The sequence below is a fragment of the Pseudoxanthomonas sp. UC19_8 genome (genome assembly GCF_042700505.1).
In the GTDB taxonomy this organism is placed as follows: Bacteria; Pseudomonadota; Gammaproteobacteria; order Xanthomonadales; family Xanthomonadaceae; genus Pseudoxanthomonas_A; species Pseudoxanthomonas_A winnipegensis.
This window is the reverse complement of record NZ_CP170559.1, coordinates 3,809,150-3,830,988: the sequence shown is the minus strand read 5'-3', so window position 1 is coordinate 3,830,988 and position 21,839 is coordinate 3,809,150. Positions and strand designations below refer to the sequence as shown.

Here is a 21,839-nt window from a genome sequence, read left to right as displayed (position 1 = left end):
TTGACACCTGGTATACGAAATATACCCTCTTGCGCCTTCCTTCCCCACGGAGTCGTCCATGTCCTCTGCTGCTGCGCAGGTGCTGTTCCGCCCTTTCCAGGTCAAGTCGCTGGCGCTGAAGAATCGCATCGTGATGGCGCCGATGACGCGCGCGTTCTCGCCTGAGGGCGTGCCTGGCCCCGACGTGGCGGCCTATTACCGGCGTCGCGCCGAACACCAGGTCGGCCTGATCCTGTCCGAGGGCACGGTCGTGGACCGGCCGGGCGCGCGCAACGACCCGGGCATCCCGGTCTTCCACGGGCAGGCGGCGCTGGCCGGCTGGCGTGCGGTGATCGACGGGGTGCACCAGGCCGGTGGCCGGATGGGCCCGCAGCTGTGGCATGTCGGCGCGGTGCAGAGCTTCCAGACGGCGTGGGAGCAGGACGGCGTCGAGAGTCCGTCGGGCCTGGAGGCGCCGGGCAAGCCGCGCGGCCGGGCGATGACCGAGGAGGACATCGCCGACACCATCGCCGCCTATGCGCGCGCGGCGGCCGACACCCAGGCCCTGGGCTTCGACACGCTGGAGATCCATGGCGCACACGGCTATCTGCTCGACCAGTTCTTCTGGGCGCCGACCAACACGCGCGACGATCGCTACGGCGGCGCCACGCTGGCCGAGCGTTCGCGTTTCGCCGTCGAGGTGGTGCAGGCCATGCGCGCGGCCGTGGGGCCCGACTTCCCGATCATCCTGCGCCTGAGCCAGTGGAAGCAGCAGGACTACAGCGCGCGCCTGGCCGACACGCCCGAGGCGATGGCTGCCTGGCTGGTGCCGCTGGTGGAGGCCGGCGTGGACGTGCTGCATTGCTCGCAGCGGCGCTTCTGGGAGGCCGAATTCCCGGAGATCGACGGGGCCGACGGGCTCAACTTCGCCGGCTGGGCGAAGAAGCTCACCGGCGCAGCGACGATCAGCGTGGGCTCGGTCGGCCTGTCGGGCGACTTCATGGGCGCCTTCGGCGGCGAGGGCTCCAGCGCGGTCGGCCTGGACCGGCTGGTGGCCCGCATGGAGCGCGAGGAGTTCGATCTGATCGCCGTCGGCCGTGCGCTGCTGAGCGACGCGCGCTGGGCGGAGAAGATCCACCGCGGCGCCACCGACGAGCTGCGCGACTTCGACGCCGCGGCGCTGGGCCGGCTGGACTGATCGCTCAGGCGGCGCCGGCCTGCATCGGGTCGGCGCCGCGCGCCAGCGCCAGCAGATGGCGCAACGGTGGCGGGGTATGGGCTTGGGTAGGCATGGCCGCCAGCGCCAGCCGCGCCATCGGCACCGGGCCCTCGATGTCCAGGTAGCGCACGCCCGGCAGCTGCAGCTGGGCGGTGGATTCGGGCACCACCGACACGCCCAGCTCGGCCGCGACCAGGTTGACGATGGAGGACATCTGCGGCGCCTCCTGGGTGATGGCCACGCTGAAGCCGGCCTGGCGGCAGGCGGACAGGATCTCGTCGTACAGGCTGGTGCCGAAGCTGCGCGGGAACAGGATGAAGGGCTCGCCGGCCAGCACCGACAGCGGCGCGCTGCGCCGGGCCGCCAGCGGATGCGCGGCCGGCACGGCGATCTTCATCGGCTCGTCGGGGAAGCGGATCAGCGCCAGCTCCGGCGGGGTGGCCACGCTGTAGCGGATGAAGGCCGCATCCAGCCGGCCCTGGGCCAGGCCATCGAGCAGGCCGGCGGTGTTGGTCTCCTCCAGCGCCAGTTCGACCGCGGGCCAGGCGCGACGGTAGTCGCGGATCAGCTGCGGCACGACCGGATTGAACGCGGCCGAGGCGGTGAAGCCCAGCCGCAGGCGGCCGCTCTCGCCGCGCGCGGCCCGGCGCGCGCTGTCGGCGGCGCGCTCGACATCGACCAGCACGCGCCGCACCTCCAGCAGGAAGGCCTGCCCGGCGTCGGTCAGCTGGGCGCCGTGGGGGGTGCGCACGAACAGCGGCGTGCCCAGTTCCTTCTCCAGCGCCTGGATCTGCTGGCTCAACGGCGGCTGGCCGATGCCGACGCGCGCGGCGGCGCGGGTGAAGTTGGCTTCCTCGGCCACGGCCAGGAAGTAGCGCAAGTGTCGCAGCTCCATGGGACTCCATATGTGGGACGTATGGCGACTGCCGGCATCATATATTGGACGCATGGTTACGGCGGTCAGATACTGCCCTCCCCCTGCTCCAGCTTCGTTCGCCATGCCCCGCGCTTCCGCCCCCGCCCTGGACGCAGGTCCAGCGCCCGCCGACCTCGACACGCCCCTGCCGCTGGGGCGCATCCGCCTGGCGCTGTTTTTGGCCGGGTTCGCCACCTTCTCGCTGCTCTACAGCGTGCAGCCGCTGCTGCCGGAGTTCGCCAGGAGCTTCGGGGTGAGCGCGGCCGCCAGCTCGCTGCCGCTGTCGCTGGCCACCGGTGGGCTGGCCGTGGCGATCTTCTGCGCCGGCGCGGTGTCGGAGAACCTGGGCCGGCGCGGGCTGATGTTCGCCTCCATCGCGCTGGCCGCGGTGCTCAACGGCGTGGCCGCCTTCCTGCCGCACTGGGAGTCGCTGGTGGTGGTGCGCATGCTCTCGGGCATCGCGCTGGGCGGCGTGCCGGCGGTGGCCATGGTCTACCTGGCCGAGGAGCTGCCGGGCCACAAGCTGGGCGCGGCCACCGGCCTGTACGTGGCCGGCAACGCCTTCGGCGGGATGATGGGCCGGATCGGCATGAGCGTGCTGACCGACCACCTGGGCTGGCGCACGGCGCTGGCCACGCTCAGCGCGGTCGACCTGCTGGTGGCGATCGGCTTCGTGCTGCTGTTGCCGCCCTCGCGCAACTTCGTGCGCAAGACCGGGGTGCGACTGGGCTACCACGTGCAGGCCTGGGGCGGGCATCTGCGCGACCGCTATCTGCCGTGGCTGTTCGCGATCCCGTTCCTGCTGATGGGCACCTTCGTCAGCGTCTACAACTACGCAGGCTTCCGCCTGGGCGGGCCGGAGTTCGGCCTGAGCCAGAGCCAGATCGGCCTGATCTTCTCGGCCTATGTGTTCGGCATCGTCTCGTCCTCGGTGGCCGGATCGGCCTCGGATCGCTTCGGCCGCGGGCCGGTGGTGCTGGCCGGCACGGTCTGCGCGATCGTCGGGGTGGCGATGACGCTGTCGCATGTCCTGTGGCTGGTGATCTTCGGCATCGTGCTGCTGACCATCGGCTTCTTCATCGCCCACTCGGCCGCCAGCGCCTGGGTCGGCCGGCTGGGCAAGGCCAGCAAGAGCCACGCGGCCTCGCTGTATCTGCTGGCCTACTACATCGGCTCCAGCGTGATCGGCTCGGTCAGCGGCTGGTTCTGGCAGCACGGCGGCTGGGGCGCGCTGGTGATCTTCTGCCTGGCGCTGCAGGCGCTGGCGCTGCTGGCCGCGCAGGTGCTGCGCAAGGGCGCCGACGACAGCAGACCCTACGGACGCTTCGGGCCGCATCCGCCCAGAGGAGAATGAGCGATGAAAGTCGAACGCCTGGACCACCTGGTGCTGACCGTTGCCGACGTCGAGGCCAGCTGCGCCTTCTATGCGCGCGTGCTGGGCATGGAGGTGATCACCTTCGGCCAGGGCCGCAAGGCGCTGGCCTTCGGTCGGCAGAAGATCAACCTGCACCGGCATGGGCATGAGTTCGAACCCAAGGCGCGCAGGCCCACCCCGGGCTCGGGCGACCTGTGCCTGCTGATCGACACGCCGATCGAGCAGGCCCAGGCGCAGCTGCAGGCGCTGGGCGTGGTCATCGCGCAAGGCCCGGTCGCGCGCACGGGCGCCACCGGGCCGATCACCTCGCTGTACTTCCGCGACCCGGACGACAACCTGATCGAGATCAGTCGCCCGGCCTGACGCGCGCCGCACGGGCCTGTCCTTGCGGTGTCGTGGTGCGCCCCCAAGATAGGACACACGCCAGCCCGGTCAGGCCCGCATGAACGTCCCGCACCCCGCCCTCCGCGATTTCATCGAACGCCACGAGCGTCTGTTCGTGCTGACCGGCGCGGGCTGCAGCACCGATTCGGGCATTCCCGATTACCGCGACCGCGACGGCGCGTGGAAGCGGCCGCAGCCGGTGACCTATCAGGCCTTCATGGGCGAGCTGGCCACGCGCCAGCGCTACTGGGCGCGCAGCCTGGTCGGCTGGCCGCGCTTCGGCGCCGCGCGGCCCAACGGCGTGCATCGTGCGCTGGCGGCGCTGGAGGCGCGCGGGCAGGTCTCGCTGCTGCTCACCCAGAACGTGGACCGCCTGCACCAGGCCGCCGGCAGCCGCCAGGTGATCGATCTGCATGGCCGGCTGGATGAGGTGCGCTGCATGGGCTGCGAGCGACGCACGCCGCGTCAGGACTTCCAGGCCGAGCTGGTCGCGCGCAATCCAGGCTGGGACCGGCATCACGCCGGCATCGCGCCCGATGGCGATGCGGATCTGGAGGGCGTGGACTTCGCGGCGTTCGACATCCCGGCCTGCGCGCATTGCGGCGGCGTGCTGAAGCCGGACGTGGTGTTCTTCGGCGAGAACGTGCCGCGCGAGCGCGTGGCCGCCGCGCGCGAGGCGCTGGAACGCAGCGATGCGCTGCTGGTGGTGGGCTCTTCGCTGATGGTGTACTCGGGCCTGCGCTTCGTGCAGTGGGCGCATGCGGCCGGCCTGCCGGTGGCCGCGCTCAACCACGGCCGCACGCGCGCCGACGAGTTGCTCACGCTGAAGGTGCAGCACGACTGCGCGCAGGCGCTGGCCTTTCTCGAGGACGGTGTGACGGCCTGAGCGTCGTGCGCGCGACAGGCTGATCCAGCGGTGCGCTTGCGGGGTGCTAACGCCGCGCGTTGCAATGTGTGCTCTCCCCCCGTTGTAAGGCCACACTTCGTGAGCACGCTGTTTTCGCCCCTGTCCCTGGGGCCGCTGTCGTTGGACAACCGCATCGTCATCGCGCCGATGTGCCAGTACTCCTGTGATGATGACAATGGACAGGCCAATGCCTGGCACGCCATGCATCTAGGTCATCTGGCGCAGTCCGGCGCCGGCCTGCTGATCCTGGAAGCCACCGCGGTCGAGGCGCGCGGGCGCATTTCCTGGGCCGATCTGGGCCTGTGGGACGACGCCACCGAGCAGGCCCTGCGCCCCGTGGTCGAAGGCATCCGGCGCTGGTCGCCGATCCGGCTCGGCATCCAGCTGGCCCACGCCGGGCGCAAGGGCTCCACCCACAAGCCGTGGGAGCACGATGGCGCGGCCATCGCGCCGGATGCGCCGCACGGCTGGCAGACCGTCTCCTCCACCGATCGTCCGTACGAGGACGGCGAGCCGGCGCCGCAGCGCCTGGACGAGGCCGGCATCGAGGCGATCGTGCAGGCCTTCGTCGACAGCGCGCAGCGCGCGCACCGGCTGGGCTTCGACCTGATCGAGCTGCACGGCGCGCACGGCTATCTGCTGCACCAGTTCCTTTCGCCGCTGAGCAACGATCGCACCGATGCCTATGGCGGCTCGCTGGAGAACCGCCTGCGCCTGCCGCTGCAGGTGTTCGACGCGGTGCGCGCCGCGGTGCCGGACAGCATGGCGGTCGGCATGCGCATCTCGGCCAGCGACTGGGTCGAAGGCGGCTGGGACGTGGCGCAGATCATCACCCTGGCGCAGGCGCTGGAAGCGCGCGGCTGCAGCTATCTGCACGTGTCCAGCGGTGGCTTGGATCCGCGCCAGCAGATTCCGGTGGAACCCGGCTATCAGGTGCCGTTCGCCCGCGACATCAAGGCGGCGCTGTCGACCATGCCGGTGGTCGCGGTCGGCCTGATCACCGAGCCGGCGCACGCCGAGCGCATCGTGGCCGAAGGCAAGGCCGATGCGGTGGCCATCGCCCGCGCCGCGCTGTACGACCCGCGCTGGCCCTGGCACGCGGCGGTGGCGTTGGGCGCGACCCTGCCGATCGCCTCGCAGTACCTGCGCAGCGAGCCGCGCGATGCGCGCGGCGTGTTCAAGCCGCGCTGAGGCCATCCGTGCCGAGACGCGCGTTGGTTACGCCAACGCGCGTGGCGAGGACAGGTACCGATCGCGAATGGCCTTCGCCGACCAATAGGTCAGCGCGGCCACCAGCCCGGTGGGGTTGTAGCCCAGCCCCTGCGGGAAGGCCGACGCACCGGGGACGAAGACGTTGTGCACGTCCCAGCTCTGCAGATACCGGTTGAGCACGCTGGTGCCCGGGTCGGTGCCCATGATCGCGCCGCCGTTCAGATGCGTGGTCTGGTAGCTGGTGGTATCGAAGTGATCGCCGAAGTCGCGCACCAGCTTGCAGGTGGAGGCCGGGCCCATCGCCTTGGCGATGCCGTCGAGCTTGTCGGCCATGAAGCGCGCCATGCGCGTGTCGTTCTCCTGCCAGTCGAAGGTCATGCGCAGCAGCGGCAGGCCGTGGACGTCGGTATAGGTCGGGTCCAGGCTGAGGTAGTTGCTGCGATAGCTCATGTGCGCGCCGTGCGCGTCCATCGACACGGTGTGGGTGTAGTGCTCGGCCACCGCGCGCTTCCACGCCTGGCCCCAGCCCGGCGTGCCCGCCGGCAGCGCGATGCCGCTGATCGGCTTGACCCCCGCCTGGTTGACCCACATCGGTGAGCCGCCGACGAAGCCGGCCGCCGCATGATCGAAGTGATCGGCGTTGAAGTCGTCGATCGCCACGCCGTTGCCGCCGGCGCCGATGAACTCGTTGCTGTGCACGTCCCGGCCGAAGAACGCCTTGACCGTGGCCATGTTCTGGTAGGCGAAGTTGCGCCCGACCACGCCGGTGTTGCTGGCCGGGTCGTAGGGCGTGCCGATGCCCGAGAGCAGCAGCAGACGCACGTTGTGGAACTGGAAGGCCGAGACGATCACCAGATCGGCGGGCTGGAACACCTCACGCCCCTGCGCGTCGACGTAGGTCACCCCGGCCGCGGTCTTGCGATCGGGCGCCAGCTCCACCCGGGTCACCTCGCAATGCGTGCGCAGCTCGAACAGCGGCTGCTGGCGCAGCGCCGGCCATACGTTGACGTTGGGCGAGGCCTTGGAATAGTTGTAGCAGGCATAGCCGCTGCAATAGCCGCAGAAGTTGCACGTGCCCATCTGGCAACCGTAGGGGTTGGTATAGGGGCCGGACGCATTGGCCGAGGGCATGTCGTAGGGGTGATAGCCCAGCCCGGCGGCAGCCGAGAAGAAGCGCTGCGCCGAGACGGTGCGCTTCTGCGCCGGCAGCGGGAACGGCGCCGAGCGGTCCGGCGCGAGCGGATTGCCGCCCTTGTCCCGCCCCACCACTTCGCCCTGCACGCTCCAGGCGCTGCCGGAGGTGCCGAACACCTTCTCGGCGAAGTCGAAGTGCGGCTCCAGCTCCTCGTAGCTCACGCCGAAGTCCTGGATGGTCATGCCCTCGGGGATGAAGCGCTTGCCGTAGCGCTGCTCGTAATGGCTGCGCAGCTTCAGCTCCACCGGGTCGACGCGGAAGTGCACGCCGGACCAGTGCAGGCCGGCGCCGCCGACGCCATCGCCAGGCAGGAAAGCGCCGAGCTGCCGATACGGCAGCGCGGTATCCGCCTCGGTATGGCGGATCGTCACGGTGCTGCGCGACAAATCCTGGAACAGCTTCTTGCGCACGCTGTAGGTCAGCTCGTCCAGCGTGCCCGGGTAGGCGCCGTCGGGCTGGGTGTCGCGCGCCGCGCCGCGTTCCAGCGCGACCACGCGCAGGCCGGCCTCGGTCAGCTCACGCGCCATGATCGACCCGGCCCAGCCGAAGCCCACCACCACCACATCGGTCTTCTTCATCGTGATCGCCATGGCTCAGCCCCGCACCCCGTCGATGGACACCGGCGGCAGCGGATAGGCCACGTCGCGCTCGACCCAGTCCATGAAGTCCGCGCGCGCGCCGGGGAAGCCGATCAGCTTCCAGCCCACCAGGTCGCGGTTGCCGCCATGGCGCGGATCGCTGAAGAAGCCCTCGCGCGCGTTGGCCAGCAGCAGGCCGAACAGCGCCTTGGGCGGCACCTGCGCCAGCGCCAGCGTGCCGGCTTCCAGCTGCTGCAGCACGGTGTCCTGCAGCGCGGCTTCGAGTTCGGCGAAGGCCTTGCCGTGCGCGGCGTGGCAGGCCTGGTCCAGATCGGCCAGGCCCAGCCGGTAGAGCTCGCGCGGCGCCAGCCGGAGCTGATACCCCAGCGTGGCCGGCGCATCGGGCTGAAACGGCCCCTGCATGAACCACAGCCGCCCCGCCGCCCAGGGCGTGCCCATCTGGCGGTCGATGTATTCGGGCACGCCGGCCTCCAGCGCGCCCGGGTCCTGGGCGTCGCCGGGGATCAGGCGGGCCACGACGGCCTGCAGGCAGGCCCATTCGGCCGCGCTGAAATACGTGGGCTGATAAGGCGCATGATCCGCGGCGCTGGCGCCTTCGCGCCGGCCGGCCTCGCCCTGCTGGCCGTCGCACGCGCCAAGGGCGACCGCGGCCGGGGCCACGGCCAGCGACAGGCGCAGGAAGGCGCGGCGGGTCGTCGCGGTCGGCGCATCGGCCTGGGGCGTCTGGGGAGACTTGTTCATGCGGGTCACCAAGGGGCAGCGGCGCGCATCAATCGCGCGTGGAAGTCGGGTCGTGGGGTTTGGAGCGCTCGGCCCGCTCGCGCTCGAGCTGGGCGCGGACCTTGCGCACCTGGGCGGCGCTGACCGGGTCGGCGCGATTGCCCCAGCCCGCGCGCACGAAGCTGGCCAGCTGCGCGACCTGCGCATCGTCCAGCCGCCAGGCGAAGCCGGGCATGCCCAGGTCCGAAGGCGCCGCCGGCGTGGCCGGCATCCTGCTGCCGTCCAGGATCAGGCGCAGCAGCGAGGTCGGCGCGGGCGCCAGCACGGTGGGGTTGCCGGCGATCGACGGGAAGGTGCGCGTATCGCCGGCGCCGTCGCTGCGGTGGCAGCCGGCGCAGTTGTCCAGGTACAGCGCCGCGCCGGGCGTGGCGTCCTGGCCCTGCGCCAGGGCCGCAGCGGTGGCCGGGTCGGCACGGAAGCCGGGATGCGCCGGGTCCTGCGCCGGCAGGCTCTTGAGGTAGGCCGCGATGGCGTGCAGATCGTCCGCGCGCAGGTACTGCATGCTGTGGACGGTGACATCGCCCATCGGGCTGCCGACGGTGCCCGCGTGCGGATTGCGGCCGGTGCGCAGCGAATCGACAATGTCCTGCTCGGACCAGCCGCCCAGCCCGCTGCCCACATCGCCACGCAGGTTGATGGCGGTCCAGCCATCGATCACCTGGCCGCCGCTCAGGTAGGCCTTGCCCGAGGCGTCCAGCGCTTCTTCCTGCATGGTCAGCGCGCGCGGGGTGTGGCAGCTGCCGCAGTGGCCCAGGCCTTCGACCAGATAGGCGCCCCGGGCGAGCCGGGCGTCGGCCAGCGCGGACCTGGCCGCCAGCGCCTGGGGCAAGGGCGCGAACATGCGCCGCCACAGCGCCAGCGGCCAGCGCAGGCTGAGCGGCCAGGCGATGCCGGTGGGCTGGTTGTGGCGTTCGACCGGCTTTACGCCCTGCATGAAATAGACATACAGCGCGCGCACGTCGTCGTCGCCGATGCGCGCATAGGACGGATACGGCATGGCCGGATAGAGCGTGCCGCCGTCGGCGCGGATGCCGTGCCGCAGCGCGCGGTCGAACTGGTCCAGCGAGTAGCGGCCGATGCCGGTGTCCGGGTCCGGTGTGATGTTGGTGCTGTATATGGTGCCGATCGGCGAGGCGATCGGCAGGCCGCCGGCGAACGGCGCGCCGCCGGGTGCGGTATGGCAGGCGGTGCAGTCGCCGGCCGCGGCCAGGTAGCGGCCTTGCTCCAGCAGCGCCGCGGCTTGTCCTTGCGCGACCGGGGCGATGGCGCGGGTCCGCGTGGGCAGCAGCGCGATGGCGAACGCCGACAGGAACAGGATCGCCGCCACCAGCGCGGCGATGAGAAGACGCTTCTTCCGCATCATGCCGCCGCCGGCACCGGCGCGTCGGCGTCGATCAGGCCCTCGTGCCTGAGCTCATCCCACAGCGCCTGCGGCACCGCGACCGCCATCGAGGCGACGTTGGCCTGCACCTGCGCCGGCGTGCGCGCGCCCGGGATCACCGCCGACACCACCGCCGGCGCGTTGGCGAACTGCAGCGCCACCGTGCGCAGGTCCACACCGTGGCGATCGCACACCGCCTGCACCCTGGCGCGCTTGGCCGGCGCCCAGTCCGGCACCTTGCCGTCGTAGAGATAGCGCTCGCGCCCGGCCAGATAGCCGGCCAGCAGCGGCGCGCCGACCACCACCGACGCGCCGTGCGCGGCGATCTTCGGAAAGGTCTCGTGCAGGGTCTTGGCGTGATCCAGCAGCGAGTACTGGCAGGCCAGCAGGAAGATGTCCGGGTCGGCCTGCTCGATCGCGCGCAGCGCCGGCTCGGGCCGGTTGACGCCGAAGCCCCCGGCCTTGATCAGCCCCTCCTCGCGCATGCGGGTCAGCTCGGGCATGGCGCCCTTGGCGGCCTCGGCGAAGCGCTGCTCCCAGGGCATGCCCAGATCTTCCTCGTTGTCCGGCGACAGGTCGTGGATGAACACCACGTCCAGCTGCGCCACGCCCAGCCGGTTGAGGCTGTCCTCCACCGAGCGCCGCGTACCCGCAGCCGAGTAGTCGTAGCGGTAGCGGAAGGGCGAGGGCGACTGCCACATCGTCTCCTGCAGCGGCCCGGCGGTGGCGGTGAGCAGCCGGCCGACTTTCGTGGAGAGCACGTACTGATCGGCCGGATGGGTGTGCAGATGGTGGCCGAAGCGGCGCTCGCTCAGCCCCAGCCCATACCAGGGCGAGGTGTCGAAGTAGCGCACGCCCGCCGCCCAGGCCGCGGCCAGGGTCTGTTCGCTCTGCGCGTCGGTGGCCGGGGCGAAGCCGTTGCCGATCGCCACGCCACCCAGGCCCCAGGCGCGAGGTCGGCCGGAACCGCCCGCTGCGCGGCGCATTGGACGGCAGCGGGGCGCCGGTGCCGCGCCCCTTGGTCGGCAGCACGCTGCCCGGCCCCGGCGCGGTCGACTGGGCCAGCAGCGGGCTGGCCGCCAGGGCGGCGGTCCCGGCGGCGGCGGCGGTCAGGAAACGGCGGCGATGCAGCATGGTGTGCTCCAGTGGCGAAAGGGGAACATCGGCGGCGCAGGCCCTCATGGCGCACCCGCCGCGCTGAGCGGACCGGCCGGACCGGTCGGCAGGCGCACCAGCAGGTAGGGCGGCTGACGCAGGTCCTTGCCGCCGTTGAAGCTGGGCAGGCGGTCCCACTGGCCCAGGGTCACATACACGTCCCGATCGGTGGCCGCGATGCCGTCGGGCCAGACGATGCGCGGATCGCGGCCGACCACGTCGAAGTGCCCATCCGGCCAGCGCCGCACGATCGCGTCGTGCTCGCTGTCGGTGATGTACAGCCGGCCCTGCGCATCGCTGTCCATGCCATCGGCGAAGCCCTTCTCGCCCAGGTCGCGCACCGCGGCGGCGAGCGTGGCCTCGTCGTTGTCGAAGTTGGCCAGCACGTCGGTGGAGATGCTGTAGAGGCGCCGGCTGCTCAGCGGCGCGAAGTAGAGCGTGCCGTTGTCGGGGCTCAGCGCGACGGCATCCACGCCGCCCACCGGGAAGGTCGGCGACCTGGCGCTGTAGCGCATGGGCTTGCCGTCGAGGGTGGCGACGAAGCCTGGGTCGGGCTGCGTGGAGAGGTGATGGGCCAGCACGCGGCGCTGGCGCCCGCTGGCCAGGTCCACCACCACCAGCGCCGGCGAGGTGCCGAAGGAGGAATCGCTGACATAGGCCGTGCCCTTGGCGCCATGGCTCAGGTCCACGCGCAGGTCGTTCATGTGGCTGTCCTGCAGCAGCGTCGGCGCCTTGAGCACCACCGAGGCGAGCACCCGCCCGCTGGCCGGGTCGAACCCCACCACCTTGGCCGCGCCGTCCGGGATGCCCGGCACGCCGGCGCGCTTGCCGTCGTCGATCACCCACAGGTTGCCCCTGGCATCGGTGGTCATGCCGTGCACCGAGACCAGCCGCTGCGCATACGGCGCCTGCGAGGGCAGGCTCATGGCCGCATTGGGAAACGGCACCAGCCGCCCCTGCACCAGCTCGCCCAGCGTCATGCCGGCGTGGTTCTCGGCGTGGCGGGGGAAGCCGACGAATACCCGTCCTGCCGGCGTCACCGCGATGCCCGAGGGGCCGGGTCCGTCGAAGCGGGCCACCACCTCCAGCTGGCCGACCGGCAGCGCGGCCGGGTCGTGCGCCTCGCCGGCCCGGGCCAGCAGCGGGGACAGCAGGCAGGCCAGCGCAAGCGCGGCGCGCAAGGGGGTCATGTCAGGTCTCCGGCCGGGCGCGGCGGCGCGGCGGTGCTGGCGCGCGCCACGATGGAAAAGCCGGTGTCGATCACGCGCGCCTGCGGCGTGGCGCCGGCCAGGCGCTCGAGCAGCAGCGTGGCCACGGTGTGGCCCATGCCGCGCCGGTCCACGGCCACCGAGGACAGCGCCGGCACCACGGCCGCGGCGATCGGCGCATCGTTGAAGCCCATCAGCGCCAGGTCCTGCGGCACGCGCAGGCCCCGGCGCTGGGCCTCGAACAGGGCGCCGGCGGCCAGGTCGTCGTTGGCCAGGAACACCGCCTGGACCTGCGGATGGCGCTGCAGCAGCTCGGCCAGCAGCCGGCCGCCACCGGCGATGGATGAGGGCCCCTGCCCATCGAGGATGTAGTCGTTGCGCAGCCCGCGCGCCGCCAGCGCCTCGGCGAAGGCCTGCGCACGGCGCGCGGCGCGCAGGTCGTGCTCGGCGCCGGTGCTGACGATGGCGATGTGGCGGAAGCCGCGATCGGCGAACCAGTCGGCCACCGCCCGGCCCACCGCCCGATGCGAGAAGCCCACCATCAGATCGATCGGCTCGCCGTCCAGGTCCATGAATTCCACCAGCGGCCGCGTGCGCGCCAGCGCCTGCAGCCGCGCGCGCAGGGCCGGCGTATGGTCGACGCCGGCCAGCAGCAGCCCGGCCGGCGCCCAGCCCAGCAGGCCCTCGACCAGGCGCGCCTCGCGGTCCTGGCGGTACTCGGTGGTGCCCAGCAGGACCTGGTAGCCCTGCTCGTCCAGGACGGCGTTGACTCCGTCCAGGAACGGCACGTACACCGGATGGGCCAGGGTGGGCACCACCACCGGCACGATCCGGCTGTGGCCGGCGGCCATGCTGCTGGCGGCGTGGTTGGCGACGTAGCCCAGTTCGGCCACGGCCTGTTCGATGCGGGCGCGCAGGGCGGCCGAGACCGCGGCCGGCTCGCGCAGCGCGCGCGAGACCGTGATCGCCCCCACGCCGGCCCGCGCGGCCACGTCCTTGAGCGTGACCGGCCGCTTGCCGACGCGTGCGCCGCTCACGCGGCCCCCCGCGACGCGAGCGCGCAGCGCGGGCCTAAGCCGGGACAGCCTGGGGTGAACCGGGGGGCGGACATGGCGATCAAAGCGCGGATGGTTGCGCAACCATACCAGCCCGGGACGCGATCACCGCATGAAAACGCGCACGAGCCCGTCAGGCGGTGCCGCACCCGGGGCGTGCTTCGCGCCTCCCATACCGGCGCGGGTCGACACTGGTGTTCCCCTTTCCCCCGAAGCGACCTTCACGATGGACATCGGATTCCTGGGCCTGGGCACGATGGGCGCGCCGATGGCGCGCAATCTGCTCAAGGCCGGCCACAGCCTGCGCGTCTGGAACCGCGGCGCCGCCCCGCGCGAGGCCCTGGCCGGCGAAGGCGCCCACGCCTGCGACACCCCGCGCCAGGCCGCCGCACCGGTGCTGATCTCGATGCTGGCCCACGACCAGGCGGTGCGCGAGAGCGTGCTGGACAGCGGCCTGCTCGACGCCCTGCCCGAGGGCGCGATCCACGTGAACATGGCCACCGTCTCGGTCGCCTTCGCACGCGAACTGGCCGATGCGCACGCCGCGCGCGGGGTGGCCTACGTGGCCGCGCCGGTGCTGGGCCGCGTGGACGTGGCGCAGGCCGGCAAGCTCAACATCCTGGCCGGCGGCGAGCCCGCGGACATCGCCCGGGTGCAGCCGCTGCTGGACGTGCTGGGCGCCAGGACCTGGCACTTCGGCGCGCGGCCCGAGCAGGCCAATGCGGTCAAGCTGGCGGCCAACTTCTGCCTGGCCAGCGCCATCGGCACCATGGCCGAGGCCGGCGCGCTGGTGCGCGGGCACGACGTGGCCCCGGCGGATTTCCTGGCCATGCTCACCTCCACCGTATTCGCCGCGCCCGCCTACCAGGGCTATGGCGGGCTGATCGCCCGCGAGGAGTACTCGCCGGCCGGCTTCAAGATGACCCTGGGCCTGAAGGACGTGCGCCTGGCCCTGGCCGCCGGCGAGGCGAAGCATGTGCCCATGCCCATCGCCAGCACCCTGCGCGACGGCTTGCTCGAAGGCATCGCCCAGGGCGATGGCGAACTGGATTGGTCGGCGCTGGCCAAGGTCTCCGCCCGCCGCGCCGGGCAGGCCTAGGCGCGCGCGGCGGACCTGCGTCGCGGATCGCCGCGGCGCGGCTTGAGCCGCGCGGCGCGCTGCGACTAAGGTGCGCAGGCGCTCGGCACGACGGCGCGTTCAACGGAAGGACACATGCACGCATCCAGGGACATCCACCACCGGCACGGCCCATGGCCGCGATGAGGGCCTCGGCACCGGTGCAGGCGCAGTCCTCCGAGGTGATCGGCCCGGAACATCCCGAGCACCCCGAACACCGCCTCTACACCCAGATCGCGCGCGGCGTGCACCGGCTCGATGCCGAGGCCGGGCGCACGCCGGATGCGGCCAGCGCGCGCATGATCGCCCGGCTGATGCCGCTGGCGCGCGAGCAGGGCTTCAGGCGCGTGGACCACGTGGTGCTCAGCCGCCACATCGGCCTGGTCGAACAGGGCGAGCACGTGTTCCTGGTGCAGGGCCGGCTGGACGATCCCGGCCACAAGCGCGCCTTCATCACCACCGACGAGGCCACCGCCACGCCCGTGGCCGATTCGCTGCGCCGGCTGGACGAGGCCAACGCGCGCCGGCGGCGCCAGCGCCGCGGCCGCGGCGAAGACGGCACCGACTGAAACCGTCGCCGCCGCGGTGGGCCTGTGCGTAAGATGCCCGCCCTATGCCCCGCGACTACATCCTCACCCTCTCCTGCCCCGACCGCACCGGCATCGTCTACCGCGTGAGCGGCCTGCTGTTCGACGCCGGCTGCAACATCCTCGATGCGCAGCAGTTCGGCGATGCCGACAGCGGACGCTTCTTCCTGCGCGTGCACTTCGACCGGCCAGAGGCGCTGGAGCCCGAGACGCTGCGCGCGCGGCTGGCCGAACTGGGCGCGGCCTTCGACATGGACTGGCAGCTGCACGACGCCCAGGCCCGCGCGCGCCTGCTGGTGCTGGTGAGCAAGCACGGCCACTGCCTCAACGACCTGCTGTTCCGCGCGCACAGCCGCCAGCTGAAGGTGGACATCGCCGCGGTGGCCTCCAACCACGAGGACTTCGCCCCGCTGGCGGCGTCCTATGACGTGCCGTTCCATTACCTGCCGGTCGATGCGGCCACGCGCGCCACACAGGAGCGCGCGATCCTGGACCTGGTCGAACGCGAGCGCATCGACCTGGTGGTGCTGGCGCGCTACATGCAGATCCTTTCGCCGGCGCTGTGCGCGGCGCTGGCCGGACGCGCGATCAACATCCACCACAGCTTCCTGCCCAGCTTCAAGGGCGCCCAGCCGTATCACCAGGCGCACGCACGCGGGGTCAAGATCATCGGCGCCACCGCGCACTACGTCACCCCGGACCTGGACGAGGGCCCGATCATCGAGCAGGACGTGGCGCGCGTGGACCACGCCATGACGCCGCGCGAGCTGGTGCGCCTGGGCAGCGATACCGAATCGCTGGTGCTGGCACGCGCGGTGCGCCGCCATGTCGAGCACCGCATCCTGCTCAACGGCCACCGCACCGTGGTGTTCCGCTGATGGGCGCGTGGCTGCTGCTGATCCTGATCGCGCTGGCGGCGGGTTTCGTGATCGCGCTGGTCGCGGTGGGCATCAAGCTGTTGCTGGAGAAGCGCAAGCGCTGAGGCTTCCAGCTTTCTGGGACAACCTTCTCTCCCGCTCACCTCGCGCCCTCCTTGTAGAGCGGAGCTTGCTCCGCTGCCCTTCGTTCGGTTCGTAGAGAAGGCCCCAGCGGAGCAAGCTCCGCTCTACAGGTGGCAACAACCACCACTACAAGCCGGTAGGCTTGCGCTTCTGCTTCGATCCGGGAGGGTGCGATGAGCGATCCGATCTATCACGTGGTGGGCAGCTATGTGTCGCCCTACGTGCGCAAGGTGCTGGTGGTGATGGCGCTCAAGGGCCTGCGCTACACCATCGACCCGATCGCCCCGTTCGTCGGCGGCGATGCCTTCCAGCGCATCAGCCCGCTGCGCCGCGTCCCGGTGCTGATCGACGGCGCGCGCGTGATCAACGACTCCAGCGTGATCTGCCAGTACCTGGAGGATCGCCACCCCAGCCCCTCGGTGTACCCGGTCGACATCGGCGAACGCGCGCAGGCGCGCTGGCTGGAGGAGTACGCCGATGCCCGCCTGGGCGAGGTGATCGTCGCCGACCTGTTCTACCAGCGCGGGCCCAAGCGCTTCCTGTTCAAGGAGCCGGTGGACGAGGCGCGCTTCAACCACGCCCGCGACGTGGCCCTGCCCGCCAGCCTGGACTGGCTGGAGGCGCAGATGCCGCAGGACGGCTTCCTGCTCGGCGCGCTGTCGATCGCCGACATCGCCATCGCCGCGTTCTTCCGCAACGCGGCGATGGTGCGCGTGGAAGTGGACGCCGCCCGGTGGCCGCGCACCGCGGCCTGGCTGCGGCGGGTGCTGACGCTGCCGGAGTTCGCGCGTCTGGCCGGCATCGAGGACACCATCGCCCGCACGCCCTTGAGCGAGCAGCGCGCACTGCTGCGTTCGCTCGGCGAACCGCTCAGCGAGGCCACGCTGGGCACCGAGGTGGCGCGCAAGGGCGTGATGCGACTGGACTAGGCCCGTCCGGAATCGTCGACGGGCCTCGGCCGTCACTCCGGTGCGCGCACCTTGCGCCCCATCGCGCGCAGCACGGCATAGATCAGCACCAGGATCAGCAGCGCCACGCCGATGGCCTGCCATTCCTTGCGCGTCAGCGTGGTGACGATGGCCGCCATCGATGCGACCGCCAGTACCGGCACCAGCGGGCCGCCCCACAGCACGAAGGGTTCGCCGCGCTCGCGCAGGTCCAGGCGCTGGGCCTGCCAGGCCGCGATGGAGACCAGCAGATAGACCAGGCAGTTGGCGCCGCCGGAGACCAGCACCAGCGCATCGAAGCTGCCGCCCAGGGCCAGCGCCAGCGCGATCGCCGCGTGCACCGCCAGCGCCAGCAGCGGCACGCGGTGGCGCGCGCTGACCCGGGCGAAGGCCGACGGCAGGAAGCCGTCGCGCCCCAGCGCGAACAGCGAGCGCGAGGACGCCAGCAGATTGCCCAGCACGAAGCCGGCCATCGACACGCAGGCGGTGATCAGCAGCAGCGCGCGCGCCGGCCCCCACAGGGCCGCGGCGGTGTCGGCCAGCGGCACGCCGCTGTGCGCCAGCGCGGGCCCGAGCAGGCCCTGGCTGACGATCTGCAGCCCAAGGTACAGCACGACCACCAGAAGAATGGCCGCCAGCGTGGCGCGCGGCACGTTGCGCGACGGGTCGCGCACCTCGCCCGAGGGGATCAGCGCGGTCTCCACGCCCGAGTAGGCGAAGATCACCAGCACCATCGACATGCCCAGCGCGCTCCACGACGGCACCTCGCCCGGCAGGAAGCTGACCTGGCTCCAGTCCACGAACCAGATCCCGCACGCCACCAGCAGAAACAGGGGCGTGAGCTTGACCGTGGCCAGCACCGCGATCGCACGCGCCCCCAGCTTGACGCCGAAGGCGTTGAGCGCGAACAGCACCGCATACAGCGCCGCGATCAGCCCCATGCGCGCGCCCGGGCCGGCGAGCGCCGGCACCAGGTTGGCGACCTGGGTGGCGAAGGCCGCGGCCACGCCCGCGCTGGAGGCGACGTTGCCGATCCACATCAGCGCGCCGGTGATGAAACCGGCGAACGGGCCGAACGCGGTGCCCACATAGGTGTACGGCCCGCCGGTGGCGCTGGCGCGGCTGCCGATGGCGGCGAAGCACAGCGTCACCGGGATCACCGCCAGCGCGCCGACCAGCAGCGCCAGCGGCGCGGTCGGCCCCATCTGCAGCGACAGTGCGGCCGGCATGCGGAAGATGCCGCCGCCGACGATGATGTTGATCACCGCCGCGGTCAGGGCGAAGGCGCCCACGGCACGGATCAGGGCGGCGTCGCCCTGCAGGGGTTTGGTCGGGGTGGGGGCGGACATGGGCGCGGCGCTGGGAAGACGCGGCAGCGTCGCATGCCCATGCCGTGCAGGGCCAGCGTCAGACTTCCAGCCGGTAGCCCATGCCGTAGATCGAGCGGATCGGATCTTCGCTCAGCCCGGCCTCGTGCAGCTTGCGGCGCAGGTTGCGCACGTGGCTGTCGACGGTGCGATCGGCGACCACGCGGTGGTCGACGTAGAGATGATCGAGCAGGCGCTCGCGCGACCACACCCGGCCGGGCGCCCCCAGCAGCGTGCGCAGCAGACGGAACTCGACCGCGGTCAGATCCAGCGCCTGCCCGTGCAGCAGCGCGCGACCGTTGGCCTGGTCGATGGTCAGACCCGGGATCGGGGGTTCGGGCTGGCCCTGGCGCACGCGGCGCAGCACCGCGCCGACCCGGGCGATGACTTCCTTGGGGCTGAAGGGCTTGCAGATGTAGTCGTCGGCGCCGACCTCCAAGCCCAGCAGGCGGTCGATCTCCTCGACCCGCGCGGTGACCATGATCACCGGCACCTGGCTGACCGCGCGCAGCGCGCGGCACACGTCCACGCCGTCACGCCTGGGCAGCATCAGGTCCAGCAGCACCAGCGCCGGGCCGTGCGCGGCGACGGCGTCCAGCACCGCGTCGCCATCGGCGACCCATGCGCTGCGGTAGCCGGCGGCATGCAGATAGTCGCGCAGCACCGCGGCCAGGCGCGGTTCGTCCTCGACCACCAGCACCAGCGCGTTGTCGGCCGCCGCGGTCATGCGTCGAGCAGCGGCAGGGTGAGCACGATGCGCAGGCCGCCCAGCGAGGACGCTTCGGCATGCAGCGTGCCCTCGTGCGCCTGGGCGATGTTGCGACAGATCGCCAGCCCCAGCCCGCTGCCACCGCTAGCGCGGTTGCGCGAGGCCTCGACCCGATAGAAGCGCTCGAACAGCCGCGCGCGCTTGTCCTCGGGCACGCCCGGCGCACTGTCTTCGACCACCACCTGGGCGCGCGTGCCGATCCGCTGCGCCGACACGGCCACCGTGCCGCCGACGTCGGTGTAGCGCAACGCATTCTCCAGCAGGTTGGCGAGCAGCTGCTGCAGCCGGCGCTCGTCGCCGTACACGGGCAGCGACGCGGACAGGGCCACCGCCTTCAGCGTCAGCCCGGCCGCGTCGAAACGGCCGCGCATCGGCGCCAGCGTGGCCTGCAACACCGGCGCCAGATCCATCGCGCCGCGGTGGTAGGCCAGCGTGCCGGACTGGGTCAGCGCCAGGTCGTGCAGGTCATCGATCAGCTTGCCGAGCTGGCCGACCTCGGCCTGCAGCGGCGCCAGGGTGGTCCAGGTCATCGGCCGGATGCCGTCCTGGATCGCCTCCAGCTCGGCGCGCAGCACCGCCAGCGGGGTGCGCAGTTCGTGCGAGATGTCGGCCATGAACGCGCGCCGGGTCTGCTCGGTGTGTTCCAGCGCATCGGCCATCTGGTTGAAGTCGCGCGCCAGTCCGCCGATCTCGTCGCGGCGCCCGGCATCGATCCGCACCGTGTAGTCACCCGCCGACAGCCGATGCGTCGCCGCCGCCAGCCCCCGCACGCGCCGCAGCAGCGCGCGCGACAGACCCAGCGCCACCAGCGCGGCGATCAGCACCGAGGCGATGCCGATGGTCCACCAGTGCTGCTTCTGTTCCTCGATGAAGCGCTGCTCGTTACCGGCCAGCACGCGCTGGAACGGCACCATCGCCATCCACCCGACGGTGCGCCCGTCGACCACGACCGGGCGCCGGATCGCGTCGGCCGCCACGGCGGGATTGCCCGCGATGCGACGGCCCTGCGCATCCAGCAGCGCGAAGCGGAACACCGCGCCGCTCTGGTCGGACACCGGCGGGACGCGCGACTCGAGATCGATCTCCTCGGTCTCGCTGGGTCGCAGCAGGGTGAACCAGACATCGGGATGGCCACGCACGAATTCCCAGTCGCCGTGGCGCGCGTACTCGCCCTGCAGACGCGGCAGCAGATGCTCCAGGCGGCTGATGCCCTGGTCGTTGAGATAGCCCAGGAAGCCGCGCTCGAAGACGATGCGCGTGGCCACGCCATTGATCACCAGCACCAGCGCGCACGCGGCCAGGATGGCGCAGAACAGCTTGGCGGTGATGCCGAACTTCATGGCGGAAGGCGAGACCTGCGCGGGGAGCGGACCGCGACATTAGCGGCGTGCGCGCCGGGCAAATCAAGCCGCCGCAAGCAATCTCCATATTTGCTGCACAGTTGCCGCGCATCTTGCCGCACCTGGAAACCTTTCGAGTGCGTCCGAATGCCTGCCGCCGCGTCCTTGCCCGTGCCCTTTCGCCTGGTGTTGCCCGTTGCGCTGGTGATGGCGCTGGGCGCCTGCTCCAAGCCCGGTGCCCCACCCTCGCGCGAGGCGAGCGTCGACGTGCAGACGGTGACCACCCAGCCGCTGACGATGGACCAGACCCTGCCGGGCCGCACCGTGGCCTACATGACCTCCGACGTGCGCCCGCAGGTCGGCGGCATCCTGCAGAAGCGCCTGTTCACCGAAGGGCAGGAGGTGCAGGCCGGACAGGTGCTGTACCAGATCGATCCTGCCAGTTACCAGGCCGCCTTCGACAACGCCAACGGCGAGCTGGCCCAGGCCGAGGCCGCGGTGCTGTCGGCCAGGCCCAAGGCGCAGCGCTACCAGAACCTGGTCAAGCTGGACGCGGTGAGCAAGCAGGATGGCGACGATGCCCTGGCCACGCTGCGCCAGGACGAGGCCGGCGTCGTGGCCGCCAAGGCCGCGCTGCAGACGGCCAGGATCAACCTGGACTACACGCGCATCACCGCCCCGATCAGCGGTCGCATCAGCGCCTCGGCCTACACGCCCGGCGCGCTGGTGACCGCCAACCAGGACAGCGCGCTGACCACCATCCAGCAGCTGGACCCGATCTACGTCGATGTCACCCAGACCAGCGCGCAGCTGCTGGCGCTGCGCAAGCAGCTCGACGCCGGCCTGCTGAAGTCGGTCGACGGCAAGGCCCAGGTCAAGGTGTTGATGGAGGACGGCAGCACCTACGGCAGGACCGGCACGCTGGAATTCGTCGGCACCTCGGTCGATACGGGCACCGGCAACGTCTCCCTGCGCGCGGTCATCCCCAACCCCGACCGCCTGCTGCTGCCCGGCATGTACGTGCGCGCGGTGCTGCCGATGGCGATCGACAGCCAGGGCATCCTGGTGCCGCAGAGCGCGGTGACCCGCAATACCAAGGGCCAGGCCACGGTCAAGCTGGTCGGCAGCGACGGCAAGGTCGAGCAACGCGTCATCCAGACCGGCGAGGCGCGCAAGGACCAGTGGATCGTCACCGGCGGCCTGAAGGCCGGCGAGCAGCTGATCGTCGACGGCGCCAGCAAGGTCTCGGCCGGCGACACGGTCAAGTCCGAACCGGTCAAGGCGGCGCAGACCCAACCCGCGGCCACGACCGGCGCCGGCGACGCGAAGCAGGCGGAGTAAGGAAC

Annotated in this window: 19 protein-coding genes and 1 pseudogene; 10 read left to right on the top strand and 10 right to left on the bottom strand. The window is 71.7% G+C overall.

What is annotated here, in order from left to right:
- The first annotated feature begins 58 nt into the window (after positions 1–58).
- Positions 59–1,177 (top strand): NADH:flavin oxidoreductase, encoded by a 1,119-nt coding sequence (locus ACFJIT_RS16935; RefSeq protein ID WP_286575909.1) that lies wholly within the window; start codon positions 59–61, stop codon positions 1,175–1,177.
- Positions 1,178–1,181: 4 nt separating this feature from the next.
- Here the strand turns inward: ACFJIT_RS16935 and ACFJIT_RS16930 are convergent, their stop codons facing one another.
- A complete protein-coding gene (locus tag ACFJIT_RS16930; protein WP_130520249.1) occupies positions 1,182–2,093 on the bottom strand; it encodes a LysR family transcriptional regulator in 912 nt (303 codons plus the stop codon).
- 103 nt (positions 2,094–2,196) lie between these two features.
- Between ACFJIT_RS16930 and ACFJIT_RS16925 the strand changes: the two genes are divergently transcribed.
- The 4 genes from ACFJIT_RS16925 (at position 2,197) to ACFJIT_RS16910 (ending at position 5,971) form a co-directional block, all read left to right on the top strand.
- A complete protein-coding gene (locus ACFJIT_RS16925) occupies positions 2,197–3,468 on the top strand; it encodes an MFS transporter (protein WP_379654361.1) in 1,272 nt (423 codons plus the stop codon).
- Positions 3,469–3,471: 3 nt separating this feature from the next.
- A complete protein-coding gene (locus tag ACFJIT_RS16920; RefSeq protein WP_379654360.1) occupies positions 3,472–3,852 on the top strand; it encodes a VOC family protein in 381 nt (126 codons plus the stop codon).
- 79 nt (positions 3,853–3,931) lie between these two features.
- Positions 3,932–4,759, top strand: a complete 828-nt coding sequence (locus ACFJIT_RS16915) for an NAD-dependent protein deacetylase (RefSeq protein ID WP_379654359.1) — start codon at positions 3,932–3,934, stop codon at positions 4,757–4,759.
- Positions 4,760–4,858: 99 nt separating this feature from the next.
- The gene (locus tag ACFJIT_RS16910; RefSeq protein ID WP_379654358.1) at positions 4,859–5,971 is read left to right on the top strand and encodes an NADH:flavin oxidoreductase/NADH oxidase; all 1,113 of its coding nucleotides are present in this window, start codon (positions 4,859–4,861) and stop codon (positions 5,969–5,971) included.
- A 27-nt stretch (positions 5,972–5,998) separates the two neighbouring features.
- Here the strand turns inward: ACFJIT_RS16910 and ACFJIT_RS16905 are convergent, their stop codons facing one another.
- The 6 genes and pseudogenes from ACFJIT_RS16905 to ACFJIT_RS16880 form a co-directional block, all read right to left on the bottom strand.
- Positions 5,999–7,765 carry a GMC family oxidoreductase gene (locus tag ACFJIT_RS16905; RefSeq protein WP_379654357.1) on the bottom strand — a complete coding sequence of 589 codons (1,767 nt, stop codon included), beginning with the start codon at positions 7,763–7,765 and terminating at the stop codon, positions 5,999–6,001.
- A 15-nt stretch (positions 7,766–7,780) separates the two neighbouring features.
- Entirely contained in the window at positions 7,781–8,527 is a 747-nt protein-coding gene (locus tag ACFJIT_RS16900) for a gluconate 2-dehydrogenase subunit 3 family protein (protein WP_379654356.1), read from the bottom strand.
- Positions 8,528–8,555: 28 nt separating this feature from the next.
- Positions 8,556–9,929 carry a c-type cytochrome gene (locus ACFJIT_RS16895; protein ID WP_379654355.1) on the bottom strand — a complete coding sequence of 458 codons (1,374 nt, stop codon included), beginning with the start codon at positions 9,927–9,929 and terminating at the stop codon, positions 8,556–8,558.
- A pseudogene (locus ACFJIT_RS16890) lies at positions 9,926–11,081 on the bottom strand (aldo/keto reductase). The gene ACFJIT_RS16895 and the pseudogene ACFJIT_RS16890 overlap by 4 nt, the downstream one beginning before the upstream one ends.
- 44 nt (positions 11,082–11,125) lie before the next feature.
- On the bottom strand, positions 11,126–12,292 hold the full coding sequence (locus ACFJIT_RS16885) for an L-dopachrome tautomerase-related protein (RefSeq protein WP_379654354.1): 1,167 nt from the start codon (positions 12,290–12,292) through the stop codon (positions 11,126–11,128).
- A complete protein-coding gene (locus tag ACFJIT_RS16880) occupies positions 12,289–13,347 on the bottom strand; it encodes a LacI family DNA-binding transcriptional regulator (RefSeq protein WP_379654353.1) in 1,059 nt (352 codons plus the stop codon). Before ACFJIT_RS16880 ends, ACFJIT_RS16885 begins: the two co-directional genes overlap by 4 nt.
- A gap of 244 nt (positions 13,348–13,591) precedes the next feature.
- Here ACFJIT_RS16880 and ACFJIT_RS16875 point away from each other — a divergent pair, with 244 nt between their 5' ends.
- The 4 genes from ACFJIT_RS16875 to ACFJIT_RS16860 all read left to right on the top strand — a co-directional run bounded on the left by ACFJIT_RS16875 (position 13,592) and on the right by ACFJIT_RS16860 (position 16,999).
- Positions 13,592–14,464, top strand: coding sequence for an NAD(P)-dependent oxidoreductase (locus ACFJIT_RS16875; RefSeq protein ID WP_379654352.1), 873 nt, complete (start codon positions 13,592–13,594; stop codon positions 14,462–14,464).
- 161 nt (positions 14,465–14,625) lie between these two features.
- Positions 14,626–15,051, top strand: coding sequence for an XVIPCD domain-containing protein (locus ACFJIT_RS16870; RefSeq protein WP_130524254.1), 426 nt, complete (start codon positions 14,626–14,628; stop codon positions 15,049–15,051).
- A gap of 44 nt (positions 15,052–15,095) precedes the next feature.
- Positions 15,096–15,947, top strand: a complete 852-nt coding sequence (gene purU / locus ACFJIT_RS16865) for a formyltetrahydrofolate deformylase (RefSeq protein WP_379654351.1) — start codon at positions 15,096–15,098, stop codon at positions 15,945–15,947.
- A 296-nt stretch (positions 15,948–16,243) separates the two neighbouring features.
- Positions 16,244–16,999 carry a glutathione S-transferase family protein gene (locus ACFJIT_RS16860; RefSeq protein WP_306994698.1) on the top strand — a complete coding sequence of 252 codons (756 nt, stop codon included), beginning with the start codon at positions 16,244–16,246 and terminating at the stop codon, positions 16,997–16,999.
- A 32-nt stretch (positions 17,000–17,031) separates the two neighbouring features.
- On the opposite strand, the gene ACFJIT_RS16855 is transcribed toward ACFJIT_RS16860, so the two are convergent.
- From ACFJIT_RS16855 to baeS, 3 genes are read right to left on the bottom strand one after another with little or no spacing between them, the layout of a single operon-like run.
- Positions 17,032–18,366, bottom strand: coding sequence for an APC family permease (locus tag ACFJIT_RS16855; RefSeq protein ID WP_379654350.1), 1,335 nt, complete (start codon positions 18,364–18,366; stop codon positions 17,032–17,034).
- 58 nt (positions 18,367–18,424) lie between these two features.
- A complete protein-coding gene (locus tag ACFJIT_RS16850) occupies positions 18,425–19,111 on the bottom strand; it encodes a response regulator (RefSeq protein WP_379654349.1) in 687 nt (228 codons plus the stop codon).
- On the bottom strand, positions 19,108–20,493 hold the full coding sequence (gene baeS / locus ACFJIT_RS16845; RefSeq protein WP_379654348.1) for a sensor histidine kinase efflux regulator BaeS: 1,386 nt from the start codon (positions 20,491–20,493) through the stop codon (positions 19,108–19,110). Before baeS ends, ACFJIT_RS16850 begins: the two co-directional genes overlap by 4 nt.
- Positions 20,494–20,640: 147 nt before the next feature.
- On the opposite strand from baeS, the gene ACFJIT_RS16840 reads away from it, so the two are divergent.
- Complete coding sequence (locus tag ACFJIT_RS16840) at positions 20,641–21,834, top strand: efflux RND transporter periplasmic adaptor subunit (protein ID WP_379654347.1); 1,194 nt, start codon at positions 20,641–20,643, stop codon at positions 21,832–21,834.
- The last annotated feature ends 5 nt before the right edge of the window (positions 21,835–21,839 follow it).

Bases quoted from the DNA above. Each gene is read 5' to 3' on its own strand.
- ACFJIT_RS16895 (WP_379654355.1), bottom strand. From the start codon at position 9,929: ATGATGCGGAAGAAGCGTCTTCTCATCGCCGCGCTGGTGGCGGCGATC.
- purU (WP_379654351.1), top strand. From the start codon at position 15,096: ATGCCCCGCGACTACATCCTCACCCTCTCCTGCCCCGACCGCACCGGC.
- ACFJIT_RS16905 (WP_379654357.1), bottom strand. From the start codon at position 7,765: ATGAAGAAGACCGATGTGGTGGTGGTGGGCTTCGGCTGGGCCGGGTCG.
- ACFJIT_RS16900 (WP_379654356.1), bottom strand. From the start codon at position 8,527: ATGAACAAGTCTCCCCAGACGCCCCAGGCCGATGCGCCGACCGCGACG.
- ACFJIT_RS16850 (WP_379654349.1), bottom strand. From the start codon at position 19,111: ATGACCGCGGCGGCCGACAACGCGCTGGTGCTGGTGGTCGAGGACGAA.
- baeS (WP_379654348.1), bottom strand. From the start codon at position 20,493: ATGAAGTTCGGCATCACCGCCAAGCTGTTCTGCGCCATCCTGGCCGCG.
- ACFJIT_RS16875 (WP_379654352.1), top strand. From the start codon at position 13,592: ATGGACATCGGATTCCTGGGCCTGGGCACGATGGGCGCGCCGATGGCG.
- ACFJIT_RS16935 (WP_286575909.1), top strand. From the start codon at position 59: ATGTCCTCTGCTGCTGCGCAGGTGCTGTTCCGCCCTTTCCAGGTCAAG.
- ACFJIT_RS16930 (WP_130520249.1), bottom strand. From the start codon at position 2,093: ATGGAGCTGCGACACTTGCGCTACTTCCTGGCCGTGGCCGAGGAAGCC.
- ACFJIT_RS16925 (WP_379654361.1), top strand. From the start codon at position 2,197: ATGCCCCGCGCTTCCGCCCCCGCCCTGGACGCAGGTCCAGCGCCCGCC.
- ACFJIT_RS16855 (WP_379654350.1), bottom strand. From the start codon at position 18,366: ATGTCCGCCCCCACCCCGACCAAACCCCTGCAGGGCGACGCCGCCCTG.
- ACFJIT_RS16885 (WP_379654354.1), bottom strand. From the start codon at position 12,292: ATGACCCCCTTGCGCGCCGCGCTTGCGCTGGCCTGCCTGCTGTCCCCG.
- ACFJIT_RS16870 (WP_130524254.1), top strand. From the start codon at position 14,626: ATGAGGGCCTCGGCACCGGTGCAGGCGCAGTCCTCCGAGGTGATCGGC.
- ACFJIT_RS16840 (WP_379654347.1), top strand. From the start codon at position 20,641: ATGCCTGCCGCCGCGTCCTTGCCCGTGCCCTTTCGCCTGGTGTTGCCC.
- ACFJIT_RS16860 (WP_306994698.1), top strand. From the start codon at position 16,244: ATGAGCGATCCGATCTATCACGTGGTGGGCAGCTATGTGTCGCCCTAC.
- ACFJIT_RS16915 (WP_379654359.1), top strand. From the start codon at position 3,932: ATGAACGTCCCGCACCCCGCCCTCCGCGATTTCATCGAACGCCACGAG.
- ACFJIT_RS16920 (WP_379654360.1), top strand. From the start codon at position 3,472: ATGAAAGTCGAACGCCTGGACCACCTGGTGCTGACCGTTGCCGACGTC.